The organism is Sphingomonas sp., from assembly GCF_031361285.1.
GTDB lineage: Bacteria > Pseudomonadota > Alphaproteobacteria > Sphingomonadales > Sphingomonadaceae > Sphingomicrobium.
Map to the genome: position 1 here is coordinate 112,125 of NZ_JANMCO010000013.1, position 13,594 is coordinate 125,718.

Consider the following 13,594-nt stretch of genomic DNA (forward strand, 5'->3'; position numbering starts at 1 on the left):
GCGTCAAGCGGCGTCGCCGGCTTTGCCTTTCTTGGCGTAGACCCGGACCGGCTCCTTGCGGCCTTCGACGACGTCGCGATCGATATGGACCTCGCCAACCCCGTCCATCGACGGCAGGTCGAACATCGTATCGAGCAATATGCCCTCGAGGATTGAGCGCAACCCGCGGGCGCCGGTCTTGCGGCCGATCGCTTTGCAAGCGACCGAATGCAGCGCGTCGTCGGAGAAAGCGAGTTCGACATCCTCCATGTCGAACAGCTTCTGATATTGTTTGACGAGGGCGTTTTTGGGCTCGATCAAAATCTTGACCAGCGCTTCCTCGTCGAGGTCCATCAAGGTCGCGATCACCGGCAGGCGGCCGATGAATTCGGGGATTAGGCCGAACTTGAGCAGATCCTCGGGCTCGCAATGCTGCAGCACTTCGCCGGTCTTGCGGTCTTCGGGGGCGGCGACATGCGCGCCGAAACCGATCGACTTGCCCTGCAGGCGGTCGGCGATGATCTTTTCCAGGCCGGCAAACGCGCCGCCGCAGATGAACAGGATATTGGTGGTGTCAACCTGCAGGAATTCCTGCTGCGGATGCTTGCGGCCGCCCTGCGGCGGGACCGAAGCCGTGGTGCCTTCCATCAGCTTGAGCAGCGCCTGCTGGACGCCCTCGCCCGAGACATCGCGGGTGATCGATGGATTGTCCGACTTGCGGCTGATTTTGTCGATTTCATCGATGTAGACGATGCCGCGCTGGGCTTTTTCGACATTATAGTCGGACGCCTGGAGCAGCTTCAAAATGATGTTCTCGACGTCCTCGCCGACATAACCGGCCTCGGTCAGCGTCGTCGCGTCGGCCATGGTGAACGGCACGTCGAAAGTCCGGGCCAGGGTCTGGGCAAGCAGGGTCTTGCCGCAGCCCGTCGGGCCGATCAGCAGGATGTTGGACTTGGCCAGCTCGACATCGCCGGCTTTCTGGCTGTTGGCGAGCCGTTTATAATGATTGTGTACCGCGACCGATAGAACCCGCTTGGCGCGCGCCTGGCCGATGACATAATCGTCGAGCGTTGCGTAAATATCCTTGGGCGGCGGCACCCCGTCGCGGGTCCTGACCAGCGACGACTTGGTCTCCTCGCGGATGATGTCGTTGCACAGTTCGACGCATTCATCGCAGATGAACACGGTTGGCCCGGCGATGAGTTTCCTCACCTCATGCTGCGACTTGCCGCAGAACGAGCAATAGAGCGTGCTCTTGCTGTCGCCGCCTGTAAGCTTGGTCATTCCAGTCCTATCGTCCGGCCTTGGACGCCCTTGTTGTCGAGCGTCATGCTAGCCCGCTTTATTGCACAGTCAAACTCTCGGGAGTCTTAACGACCGCCGGTGGTCCGATTGATCCTTATGTTTCAAGAATATGGATGGAGTGTGGCGCGGCGGCAAGGGGGGTGGCCCGGCCGCGCTCGCTAACCCTTGCTGACCGCCCCCAGCGCATCGTCCATCGCCTGCTGGAATGCGGACCGGGCGTAGATGTCATTATGGCCGGCCCGCGCGATGGTCTGGTCGAATACGAGCTTGCCAACGGAAGCGCGCAAGCCGTCGGTGCGGCGCCGCGGAACAATCTCATCATGCGCGGCGGCGATGATCGCGGTCGGCACCTTGCTATGCTTGAGCGCGGTCGCGGCTGCCATGTCATCATGAAAAAACGCCGCAACCGGCAGCAATGGATACAGATCGCTGGCCACGGCCTTGAGCGAATCGAACGGCGTGACCAGGATTAGCCCGTCGACCGGGCGCTGGCTGGCCAGGCTCGCCGCCACCCCGCTGCCGATGCTGAAACCGACCGCGATGGTCTGGTCCGGATGCACGGTGGACACCGCGAAATCAAACACCAAAGGCGCATCTTCGATCAGTGCCTCGGCCGACGGAGTCCCGGTCGACGGGCGGTAGCCGCGATAGTGGAAGGCGATGATGTCCGCCGATGGATAGACTTTGTGCAGGTAAGATGCGGCATCTTCGGCATTCCACGCATTGCCGCCAAAGCCGAGGATCAAGACGCGCTTGCCCGGACCGGGCGGCGACGACGGCGCGATATGCACGCCATGCAGCGTGTCACCGCCTGACGCCGGAATACTATGTCGTGTCGCGCCCGACGGCAGCGGGCCCGGCGACGCCACGGCATGCGTCGGAAACATCATATGGTTCTGGAATTCAAACATCAGGAATACGACCGCGGCGAGATGGACAACAGCTGCAACCAGAATCGTCAGCAGCTGCGGTCTAACCGGCGAAGGCGGCATTGATCGCCGGCGTCACCCGATCAACGGTATAGGGCTTCTCGATCAGCGGCACCGAAGCGAATTCGGCCGGCGGCGGGTCGACATGGCCACCGCTGGCGATGACGAACGGGACGCCTTGTTCGCGCAGGCGGCTGGCGACCGGCCACACATTCCGGCCCTTCAAATTGACGTCGAGAATAGCAAGGTCGAACCCGCCCTTTTCGACTTCGACCATCGCGGAATCGACACTGTCGCAGCTGGCCGCAATCGAGTGCCCGAGGGATTCAAGAAAGTCCTCGAGCATCATCGCGATCAGCGGCTCGTCTTCGACAATCAGGATGCTGCGCGGCGTCGGCATCAGCCTCCGATAATCAACCGGCCCGCAAGCGCAACGTTTATTTGGCGGCGATCGCCCGCCGGGTTGCCTCGGCAAGTTCCTGAACTGAAAAGGGTTTGGGCAGAAAGGCGACATTGTCGATGTCGATTGAGTTGCGCAATTGTTCCTCGGCATAGCCCGACATGAAGAGAATTTTGAGGTCGGGACGGGACTTGCGGGCTTCGCGCCCCATCGTCGGCCCGTCCATTACCGGCATCACCACATCGCTGATCAGCAGCACGATTTCCTCGCCGCGGGCCAGCACTTCGAGCGCTTCTTCGCCGTTGTCGGCGGTGATGACGGTGTAGCCATGGCGGGAAAGCGCGCGCTCGGCGACGCCGCGGACCATCGGCTCGTCCTCGACCAGCAAAATGGTGCCAGTTCCCCACAATTCATGTTCCTTGGGCTTGGCCACCTTGCGAGGCTTGGCCGCGCCCGCCTCTTCGCGGTGGACCGGCAGATAGATCACGAAGCGGGTCCCCTCGCCGACCTTCGAATCGGCGAAGATGAAGCCGCCCGACTGTTTGACGATGCCATAGACGGTCGACAGCCCGAGCCCGGTGCCCTTGCCGATCTCCTTGGTGGTGAAGAACGGCTCGAACACCTTGCCCAGGACGTTGGCGGCAATTCCCGACCCTGTATCGGTCACCGACAGCGCACTATAGTCGGCAATGGGGAGAATCTCGGAGCCCAGCTCGGCCACCTGGTCGGCGCGCACGGCGTAGGTCTGGATGGTCAGCGTCCCGCCGCCTTCCGCAGCCATGGCGTCACGCGCATTGACCGCCAAATTGACGATGACTTGCTCAAGCTGGCCAGGGTCCGCCCGCACCGGCCCCAGGTCGCGGCCGTGCTTGACGACCAGCTTCACCGTCTCGCCCAACAGGCGTTTGAGCAAATGGGACACTTCCGACACGACGTCGGGCAGCTGGAGCACCTGCGGGCGCAAGGTTTGTTGGCGCGAAAAGGCCAGCAGCTGCCGCGTCAGGCCCGCCGCGCGGTTCGAATTCGACTTGATCTGCTGGATGTCGTCATAATCGCTGTCGCCCGGCGTATGGCGCATCAGCATCAGGTCGCAATGGCCGATGATCGCGGTCAGGATGTTGTTGAAATCGTGCGCGACACCGCCGGCGAGCTGGCCGACAACCTGCATTTTGGTCGCCTGCGCAATCTGCCGCTTGAGCTTGGCTTCCTCGCTATTGTCCTTGAGCAATAGCAGCACGGCGGCATCGCCCAGGCCGCGCACCCCGGCGACCGTCAGGGCCACCGGATCGGTGTTTTGGCGCGCCAGCCGGATGGCGAGATCGCCCGACATCGCTGGGCCCCGGGCATTGCGGCGGACGGCATTGGCGACCGGCGCTTTGTCTTCCTTGACCACCAGGTCGCCAGGATAGCTCGGCATCGCCGTTCCCTTGATGCCGGCGGCGACCCGGAACGCGCGGTTCATGGTCAGGAAACGGCCGTCACGGTCGACGAGCGCCAGGCCGATTGGCAAGATTTCGAGCAACGCCTGAAGATCGGCACTGTCCAGCGAACCTTTGTCGTGGGCATCGACCAGCAGGAAGGTCGCGGCGCCCTGATCCTCGCGCGGATCGACCGGGATATGAACCGCCTGCATCGGCCGGGCGGATTCGCCATCATTGACCAGCCGTGCCTGCCCCTCGCTGGAAAACTCGACGAGGTCGGTGAACCGCAACTTTTCCGTTGCCTGATTCAGCGGCACGGCGCGAGCGGCAAACGTGCGATTGGCGGCCAGCAACATCCCGTCGGCATCGACCAGCGCCGCCAATAGGCCCGCCGCGCCCAGCCGATCGCCGACCGGCCCGGCCAGGCGCTTGGCGGCCGCCTGCGTGGGATCTGGAGCGCCGAGCTGGGGGAATCGCCACAGCAAAAGATCGCCGCTCGATCCGACCCGCTCGACCTCGACCGCGGTCGGCCCGGAAGCAGTGCCAATGCCTGCCGCGCAGCCGCCACCATCGCGCCAGGCCATCGTCTTGACCAGCTGCAGTGATTGCCCGGAATCCTCGTCATTGCCGAGCGAAAGCGGCGAGCCGGCGCCGCCGAACCGGTCGCGATAAGCGCTGTTGGCGATCAGCATCGTGCCGTCGCCGTCGGTGAGCGCCGCCGGCTCAGTCGTCAGCCCCAGCGCCGAACCGAGGATCGAAAAATCGCGCGACAGGCCAATCCCGTCGACGGCCGGCGGTTGCGGCTTTTTGTCCAGGAAAACGGCCGCCAGCGCCGCGACCAGGCCCGCCAACCCAAGCAAGCCCGCCACCATCGGATAGGCGAGCAACCACGCCAATACCGCCCCGGTTAGTGCTGCCCCGCCGACGAGCACTGGCAACAGCCAGCGCGAAACACTGTCAAGCGGCGTCGAGTCGAGCGCGGGCAGGTCCTGATGGAGCATCTACCAGATGCGTACCCGGTCGGCAGGGGCAAGGTAAAGCTTCTGGCCGGGCTGGACCTTGAAGGCATCGTACCACGGATCAAGGTTGCGCACTGTCGCCGTTCGCTGCTCGGATGGCGAATGCGGATCGGTCAGCAGCCGTTGGCGCAAATTCGCCTCGCGATAGCTACGGCGCCAGACCTGTGCCCAGCCGAAATAGAAGCGCTGATCGCCCGTCGTGCCGTCGATCACGGGCGAATCCTTGCCGGCGAGCGAAGCGATATACGCATCGTGGGCGACGTTCAGGCCCGCGAGGTCGGCGACATTTTCGCCCATTGTCAACTTGCCTTGCAAATGCATGCCAGGCAGCGGCTCGTAAGCGTCAAACTGGGCACCGAGTTTCTCCAACCGGGCATTGAAGGCGGCAACGTCGGCGGCGGTCCACCAATCGCTGAGCTGGCCGGTCTGGTCGAATTTCGAGCCCTGGTCGTCGAAATGATGGCTCATTTCATGGCCGATGACCGCTCCGATCCCCCCGTAGTTGATCGCCGCGTCAGCGTTCGGGTCGAAGAAGGGAGGCTGCAGGATTGCCGCCGGAAAGACGATTTCGACCAACCGCGGATTGGCATAGGCGTTGATCGTCATGGGCGTGATGCCCCACTCCCAACGCCGGATCGGTCCGCCGAGATGGCCGAGGTCGTAGGCATCTTCGAACCGGGCCGAACGCATCGCATTACCAAGCGCGTCGCCAGGCACGATCTCGAGCCCGCTCATGTCGCGCCATTGGCTCGGATAGCCAATCTTCGGCGTAAATGCGGCCAGCTTGGCGTGCGCCTTGACCTTGGTCTGCGCGGTCATCCAGTCGAGGCGATCGATGCGCCGATCCATCGCCGCGATGACGTTATGGACCAGCTCGTCGGCCGCGGCCTTGGTCTCGGGCGGGAAGTAGCGTGCGACGTAGAGTTTGCTGACGTCGTCGCCCAGCGCCCCGACGGTGAAATCGACCCCGCGTTTCCACCGCACTTGCTGCTCCGGCGTGCCCGACAGGACGGTGCCGTAGAAAGCAAAATTCTCATTGTCGAAGGCCACCGGCAGATAGGCCGCATAGGAATCGAGCGAACGGACCAGCAATTGGTCGCGCACGACGCCCAGCGGCGCTCTGGAGATCAGGCCAGCAATGCCCTTGATCGCGCTCGGTTGGGCAACCACGAGATCAGTGATCGACACGCCCATGTCCTTGAACAGCCCGGCAAAATCGAAGCCCGGCGCGGCCTTGGCCAGCTGGGCGACCGTCATTTTGTTGTACGTTTTGGTGGCGTTGCGGCTCTCGATGCGGGTCCAGCTCGCTTTGGCGATGGCGGTCTCGAAGCTGACAATCGCCTTCGCCCGCGCCGCCGCATTGGTTTCGCCGGCCAGCGTCAGCATGGTGGTCAGATGCTGAATATATTTGGCTTTGGCGTCGGCCAACTTGGGATCGGCCGATAGATAATAGTCACGGTCGGGCATGCCGAGGCCGGACTGGAACATGTGCAGCGCGTAATGCTCCGAATCCTTGGCATCCTGGGCGGTTCCCAAAGCGAACGGAATGCCGACGCCATTGGTTCGAGCCTGCGCGTAAAGCGACGCCAATTGCGAGCGCGATTTCAATCCGTTGATGGTCGCCAGCCACGGCCGTAGCGGCGCCAGGCCCTTGGCTTCGATCGCCGCTGTGTCCAGGAAACTCGCAAAAGCGGCCCCGATGCGGCTGTTCGGTTCCTTCGCCGATTGCTCGATCAGACCACGGGTGCGCTCGCGCGACAAATCGTCGAGCACGTTGAAGGCGCCGTAGTTGGACTTGTCGGCGGGGATCGGCGTCTGCTTTTCCCAGGTGCCATTGGCAAATTGGTAGAAATTGTCACCGGGCAGCACGGCCGAGTTCATGCCCGCGGTGTCGAACCCGAAGGTGCCGTATTCGGCCTTTGGCGCTGGCTCAACCGGGACCGGAGCGGCCTCGGCCACCGGCGGCGTGATTTCGGCCGGGGGAACCGCCTGAGTGGCACATCCCGCAAGCACGGTCCCAGCCGCCAGCACGACCATCATTCTAACCATGTTCATGTCCTCCAACCGCGACGAGCGCCACGGCGCCCAGCCTCACGTTAAAACTCAGCCGATCTGCCGCGAACTCCATGCCGCCGGCCAGTGCCATCCGACAAGCGAGCCTCTCTCACCGACCAATGACCGCCGGCCTGGCTACTTCGCAGCGCGTCGCGCGTGGCGCCGGGCCCGCCATTTGCTGGACAGCCAGCGCCGCCACAGGATGGCCGTGATGCCATAGCCGATGACCGCCGCCCCAAGCGCGATCGTCACCACCCCGAGCGCGATGGGGCCGGATGCGTGGTGGATCCAGAACAGGACGCGGCTCAATTCGCCGGACACTTGCTCGGCGGCGCCGTGATTGATGACCGCGCCATTGTGATGCAGCTCCCACGACCCGATGCGATAGGCGGCATAATACAATGGCGGGATGGTCAGCGGATTGATGACTAAAGTGCACGCCGCCGCGATGGCAACGTTGGCCCGGAGTGGAATTGCGAGGAGCGCCGCGATCAACACGTGCATGATGGGGATGATGACACCCACCCCCAGCCCCAACGCCACCGCCCGCGGCACCGAGCGGCGGGTCAGGCGCCACAGAGCGGGGTCGCTCAAATGCCGGGCGAACGGCCGCAGGATGCGATTTTGCTGCACCGTTTCGCGGGTCGGGATATGATGGCGAAGCCAGCGGCTGCCGAGCAAGGTTTCGTCGTCAGCCATTATTGCGCAGCAACCGTCCCTGCTCGCGCTTCCAGTCGCGCTCTTTTTCGGTGTCGCGCTTGTCGTGCATCTTCTTGCCTCGGGCGACCGCCAGCTCAACCTTGGCCCGGCCGCTGGCGTTGAAATAGAGCGACAACGGCACCAGCGTTAATCCCTGGCGGGTCACCGCACCTTGCAATTTGGCGATCTCACGACCCTTGAGCAACAGTTTGCGCGGTCGCCGCGGCTGGTGGTTCATCCGATTGCCATGGCTGTATTCGGGGATGTGACTGTTGATCAGCCACAATTCCTTGGCTTCGACCGCAGCATAGCTTTCGGCAATCGAGCCTTCGCCACCGCGCAGCGATTTGACCTCGGTCCCGGTCAGCTCGATGCCGGCCTCCAGCCGATCCTCGACGAAATAATCGTACCGCGCCCGCCGGTTCTCGGCGACGACCTTCTGCTTGTCGAACGGCGGCGGGAGCGGCTTGCCCATGCCGTTCAGATAAGTCCGGCGTGAGCGAGCGCCGCGTCGATGGCGGCCCGCGAGGCCTCCGATGGCTCGGTCAGCGGCAAGCGCAGCTCGATCGGGAAACCCGGCCGAACCCGAGTCAGCGCATATTTTGCCGGCCCCGGCGACGCGTCGCTGAACAAAGCCGCGTGCAGCGGATAGAGACGATCCTGGAGCTCCAGCGCCTCGTTCCAGCGGCCCTCACGCATCGCTTCCTGGAACTCGGCACATAGCTTCGGAGCAACATTGGCGGTGACCGAAATGCACCCGACCCCACCCATCGCGTTGAACCCCAGCGCCGTGTCGTCATTGCCGCTGAGCTGGCAAAATTCCTTGCCGCAGGCGAGCCGCTGGGCGGTCACCCGGGCGAGGTTGCCGCTGGCATCCTTCACTCCGACGACGGTCGGCAAGTGGGCGACATCGGCAAGGGTCTCGACCGAGATGTCGGCGACAGTGCGCGACGGCACATTGTAGACGATGATCGGCAAGTCCGAAGCCTCGGCCAGCGCGCGGAAATGGGCGGCGATGCCGGCCTGGCTGGGCTTGTTGTAATAAGGCACGACGACCAGCGCCGCCGCCGCCCCGGCAGCTGACGCGGCCGCCATCCGCTCGATCGACTGGGCGGTGGAATAGCTTCCGCAACCGGCAATCACCGGCACGCGGCCCCGCGCCTGTTCGACGCACAGTTCAATTACTCGGCGGTGTTCGTCGCTGGTCAGCGTCGCGACTTCGCCGGTCGTCCCGCACGGCACCAGCGCACTGCTGCCTTCGGTGATTTGCCACTCGACCAGCTCGCGGAATGTGTCTTCGGCGACACGCCCGCGAACAAAAGGGGTCACAAGTGCCGGTATGGACCCAAAAAACATGAACTTAAGTCCTTTCCGCTCTGTTCCCGGCTATAGTGGGACGAGGCTTCGTTCACCGGCTGATAAGGACCGATACTGCAGGATGTCCAGCATGAGGCGCGCCGCATATCTTCTCACCGTGCTGGTCCTGGCGACGTCGGGTTCCGCGCAGGCGCCGACGCAGCCAAGCTACCAGCCCGCTTTTCCCGCGGCTTATCCGCAGGTCAGCAACGACATCGCCTATGCGCTCGCCGATTGGCGCCGGCTGCGGCAAAGCAATGGCTACAGCTTCGGCGATTATGCGCGTTTCCTCAACGCCAACCCAGGCTGGCCGGGCGACGCGACGCTGCGCAAATATGCCGAAAAAGCGATGCGGCCGGGGGAAAATGCCGGGACGGTCCTGGCCTTCTTCCAAACCAAACAACCGACCACCGGTGGCGGCTTCGCCCGCCTCGCCGAGGCACTGAGCGCCAATGGCCGTCAGGCCGAAGCGCTCAATGCTGCCAGGGAAGCGTGGGCATCGGACGACCTTAGCGCGACCGACGAGCCGGCGGTTTACGCGCAATTTGGATCAAGCTTTACCCGAGCCGACCATGACCGCCGCGCCGATGCGTTGCTGTTCGCCAAGAAGCCGAACGATGCCTATCGCTTCCTGGCCTTGGTCAGTCCGAACCGCGCCGCAGCGTTCGCCGCGCGGGTCGCCTTGCAGACCAACGCCGTCGATGCGGAAACGCGGTACCAGCCGCTGATGGCGACGGTGACCAGCGACGCCGGCTTGATGATGGACCGTGCCCGCTATCTGCGCGACGCCAACAACGAGACGGCCGCGGAGCAGTTGTTCGCCAGGCCGCATAGCTTCACTTATCGCCCGGCCGATCCCGAGCGCCTGTACGAGATGATGCTATTGCTCGCGACCAGCGCCGCTTCGCAGCGGCAGTGGCGCACCGCCTACGATATCGCGCGGCAGGTCGATGATAGCTTCCCGACTGGCGCCGACATCAGTGCGCAACCGCTTGGCGTTCGCGACGACTACACCTCGCTGACCTGGCTCGCGGGGTCGGCGGCTTTGGATGCGATCGGCCGGCCGTCGGATGCCATCGGCCTGTTCCAGCGCTACTCGCGCGGCGGGCGCTCGCTCCAGGTAAATTCGAAGGGGCTGTATTGGTCCGGGCGCGCTGCCCTCGCCGCTGGCCGGCCAGCCGATGCCGCCCTCTATTTCCAGAACGCCGCGGTCTATCCGGAGCTATTCTATGGCCAGCTCGCGCTTGAGCGGCTGGGCCGATCCGTAACCGCGCCGCCGACCGTTGCGCCGGCCATAACCGAAGGTCAGCGCATTCTGTTCAACAACAATCGGTTGGCCCGAGCGACACGCCTGCTTGGCCAGCAGGGCCGCCGCGACGAGCAGGCTTTGTTCGTCCGGGCGCTCGCCGAATCGCTCAAGACCGACGGCGAACGGGCTCTGGCGCTCGAACTGGGGCAGCAGCTCGACCGCCAGGACTTGCCGGTGTGGGTCGCTCGCGCCGCGCGCAACAGCGGTTCCGCTTACTTTGTCCGCCAAGCCTATCCGATGCTGGCGACCGGCGTTCCGGGCGGGCAATATTGGTCGCTGACCCATGGCATCACTCGCCAGGAAAGCTCGTTCGATCGCAGTGCGGTCAGCAACGCCGGCGCCCGCGGCATGATGCAGCTGATGCCCGGCACCGCGCGCGAGCAGGCCGGCAAAATGGGCCTGGACTATGATGGTTCTCGGCTGACCAGCGACCCCGCTTATAACGTCATGCTCGGATCGGCCTATTTCTCTCGTTTGCTCAACACCTGGGGCGGCAGTGTTCCGCTGGCGGTGGCGAGTTACAACGCCGGTTCCGGCAACGTTCGCAAATGGATCAACGCCTATGGCGATCCGCGCAGCGGCACCGACGTCGTCCGCTGGATCGAAGCGATCCCGTTCGCCGAGACCAAGGGCTATGTCCAACGGGTGATCGAAAATAGCGTGGTTTATGATTCTATGCGGCCGTCGCAGGCGCCGCAATCGGCGCTCCACGTCTCGCGCTACCTCGGCAAGAGCCGCCCCGGCTGATAATCGCGGCCGATGGCCCAGCCGGACGTTCGATTCATCACTGCAGAAGGATTCGCGCGGATTCGCGCCGAATATGACGAGCTGTTCGGCGTAGAACGGCTCAAGGTTGTAGAGATTGTGTCCTGGGCGGCATCGCTTGGCGATCGGTCGGAAAATGCCGACTATCTCTATGGCAAGAAACGATTGCGCGAGATCGACCGCCGTCTGTCGCACCTCGCGCGGGTGATGAAAGCCGCCAAGATCGTCGACCCGGCAATACAGGACACGGATCAGATACGGTTTGGCGCGACGGTAGAACTTGCCGACGAGCAAGATGCGCGCCGCACCGTCACCATCGTCGGCGATGACGAAACCGACGCCGGCCATGGGCGCATCGGCTGGAGTTCGCCCATCGCCCGGGCGCTGATCGGGGCCAAGGTCGGCGACGAACGGGTTGTGACCCTGCCCGGCGGCGAGAAAAACTATGCGGTGGTGGCGATCCGCTACCGGGCTTGACGCTAACCCTGCTCGACAATCTTGATCGACAGTTCCTTGAGTTGCTTGTCCATCACCTGGGCCGGGGCGTTCATCATCAGATCCTCGGCTTTCTGGTTCATCGGGAACAGCACCACTTCGCGGATATTGGGCTCACCGGCGAGCAGCATGACGATGCGGTCGATGCCCGGCGCCGATCCGCCGTGCGGCGGCGCGCCATATTTGAACGCGCCGATCATGCCCGGGAAGCTCGTGTCGACCTCGTCGCGCGAATAGCCGGCGATCTCGAACGCCTTGTACATGATGTCAGGCCGGTGGTTGCGGATCGCGCCCGAGCTCAATTCAACGCCATTGCAGACGATGTCATATTGCCAGGCGAGGATGTCGAGCGGGTCCATCGTTTCCAGGGCATCCAGCCCGCCTTGCGGCATCGAAAACGGGTTGTGGCTGAAATCTATCTTCTTCTGGTCGTCATTATATTCGAACATCGGATAATCGACGATCCAGCAGAAGCGGAACGAGCCCTGTTCGATCAGGTCGAGCTGTTCGGCGACTCGGGTGCGGGCGAGACCGGCGAGCCGGGCCGCTTCGGCTTCCTTGCCGGCGGCAAAGAAGATGCCGTCGTCGGGTCCCAGGCCCATTGCTTCGGCCAGCGCGTCCATGCCTTCGGTCCCGTGGTTCTTGGCAATCGGGCCGCCCCATTCGCCGCCCTTGCGGGTCGCATAGCCGAGGCCGGCAAAGCCTTCGCCGCGCGCCCATTCGTTCATGTCGTCGAAGAATTTGCGGCTCTTGTCCGCGGTCCCGGGCGCGGCGACGGCGCGCACTACGCCGTCCCCGTCGACGATCTTAGCGAACAGCCCGAAGCCGGAATCGCGGAACCGGTCGCCGACGTCGGCGATCAGCAACGGATTGCGCAAATCGGGCTTGTCGCTGCCGTATTTAAGCAGCGAGTCCTTGTACGCGATGCGGGGATACTCGCCCGCCGGGGTGACGCTTTTGCCATCAGCGAATTCTTCGAACACGCCGGACATCACCGGTTCGATCGCCGCGAACACGTCGTCCTGGGTGACGAAGCTCATCTCGAAATCGAGCTGATAGAATTCGCCGGGGCTGCGGTCGGCGCGCGCGTCCTCGTCGCGGAAGCAGGGCGCGATCTGGAAATAACGGTCGAAGCCGGCGACCATGATCAATTGCTTGAACATCTGCGGCGCCTGCGGAAGCGCGTAAAATTTGCCCGGGTGAATGCGGCTCGGCACGAGATAGTCGCGGGCGCCCTCGGGGCTGGACGCGGTCAGGATCGGGGTCTGGAACTCGGTAAAGCCCTGGTCGATCATCCGCCGGCGGATCGACGAAATAACGTTCGAGCGCAGCAGGATATTGGCGTGGAGGCGCTCGCGGCGCAGGTCGAGATAGCGGTATTTGAGTCGGATATCCTCGGGGTAGTCGGCTTCGCCGGCGACCGGCATCGGCAATTCGGCGGCCGACGACTGGACGATCACGTCGCCCGCAATCACCTCAATGGCGCCGGTGGCCAATTTGGCGTTCACCGCCCCGCCTTCGCGGGCAACGACATCGCCGCTCACCGTCACGACCGATTCGACCCGCAGCGAATCGAGGATCTTCAGCGCCTCGCTGCCGGCGCGCGCGACGATCTGGGTCAGGCCATAATGATCGCGCAAATCGACGAACAGCACCCCGCCATGGTCGCGCTTGCGATGGATCCAGCCCGACAGGCGCACGGTCGCACCGACGTCGGCGGCGCGCAGGTCGGCACAATTATGAGTACGGTAGGCATGCATGTCGATTGCTGCTCGCTTGCGTCTTGGATATGGCTGGAAACGGAGCGCCGCGCTTCGCCCTTCACTCGCCGCTTTGTCAACCCGCGGGCGGCCCGCTAT

At 63.8% G+C, this 13,594-nt stretch carries 11 protein-coding genes; 2 read left to right on the top strand and 9 right to left on the bottom strand.

Annotation, left to right across the window (positions count from 1 at the left end; translation table 11 throughout):
- Positions 1–3 precede the first annotated feature (3 nt).
- From clpX to dapA, 8 genes are all read right to left on the bottom strand, one after another.
- A complete protein-coding gene (gene clpX / locus RMO25_RS00945) occupies positions 4–1,266 on the bottom strand; it encodes an ATP-dependent Clp protease ATP-binding subunit ClpX (RefSeq protein ID WP_309660717.1) in 1,263 nt (420 codons plus the stop codon).
- Positions 1,267–1,445: 179 nt separating this feature from the next.
- On the bottom strand, positions 1,446–2,198 hold the full coding sequence (locus RMO25_RS00950; RefSeq protein ID WP_309660718.1) for an alpha/beta fold hydrolase: 753 nt from the start codon (positions 2,196–2,198) through the stop codon (positions 1,446–1,448).
- Between the two features lie 61 nt (positions 2,199–2,259).
- Complete coding sequence (locus tag RMO25_RS00955; RefSeq protein ID WP_309660719.1) at positions 2,260–2,616, bottom strand: response regulator; 357 nt, start codon at positions 2,614–2,616, stop codon at positions 2,260–2,262.
- 37 nt (positions 2,617–2,653) lie between these two features.
- On the bottom strand, positions 2,654–5,038 hold the full coding sequence (locus RMO25_RS00960; RefSeq protein ID WP_309660720.1) for a response regulator: 2,385 nt from the start codon (positions 5,036–5,038) through the stop codon (positions 2,654–2,656).
- On the bottom strand, positions 5,039–7,105 hold the full coding sequence (locus RMO25_RS00965) for a M13-type metalloendopeptidase (protein WP_309660802.1): 2,067 nt from the start codon (positions 7,103–7,105) through the stop codon (positions 5,039–5,041).
- 141 nt (positions 7,106–7,246) lie between these two features.
- The gene (locus tag RMO25_RS00970) at positions 7,247–7,810 is read right to left on the bottom strand and encodes a DUF2062 domain-containing protein (RefSeq protein ID WP_309660721.1); all 564 of its coding nucleotides are present in this window, start codon (positions 7,808–7,810) and stop codon (positions 7,247–7,249) included.
- A complete protein-coding gene (gene smpB, locus RMO25_RS00975; RefSeq protein ID WP_309660722.1) occupies positions 7,803–8,285 on the bottom strand; it encodes an SsrA-binding protein SmpB in 483 nt (160 codons plus the stop codon). Before smpB ends, RMO25_RS00970 begins: the two co-directional genes overlap by 8 nt.
- 5 nt (positions 8,286–8,290) lie before the next feature.
- Positions 8,291–9,166 carry a 4-hydroxy-tetrahydrodipicolinate synthase gene (gene dapA, locus RMO25_RS00980; protein WP_309660723.1) on the bottom strand — a complete coding sequence of 292 codons (876 nt, stop codon included), beginning with the start codon at positions 9,164–9,166 and terminating at the stop codon, positions 8,291–8,293.
- A gap of 91 nt (positions 9,167–9,257) precedes the next feature.
- Here dapA and RMO25_RS00985 point away from each other — a divergent pair, with 91 nt between their 5' ends.
- Both RMO25_RS00985 and greB read left to right on the top strand, forming a co-directional pair.
- A complete protein-coding gene (locus RMO25_RS00985; RefSeq protein WP_309660724.1) occupies positions 9,258–11,222 on the top strand; it encodes a lytic transglycosylase domain-containing protein in 1,965 nt (654 codons plus the stop codon).
- Between the two features lie 12 nt (positions 11,223–11,234).
- Entirely contained in the window at positions 11,235–11,717 is a 483-nt protein-coding gene (gene greB / locus RMO25_RS00990; protein ID WP_309660725.1) for a transcription elongation factor GreB, read from the top strand.
- Positions 11,718–11,719: 2 nt separating this feature from the next.
- On the opposite strand, the gene aspS is transcribed toward greB, so the two are convergent.
- On the bottom strand, positions 11,720–13,495 hold the full coding sequence (aspS, locus tag RMO25_RS00995; RefSeq protein ID WP_309660726.1) for an aspartate--tRNA ligase: 1,776 nt from the start codon (positions 13,493–13,495) through the stop codon (positions 11,720–11,722).
- Positions 13,496–13,594: the final 99 nt, after the last annotated feature.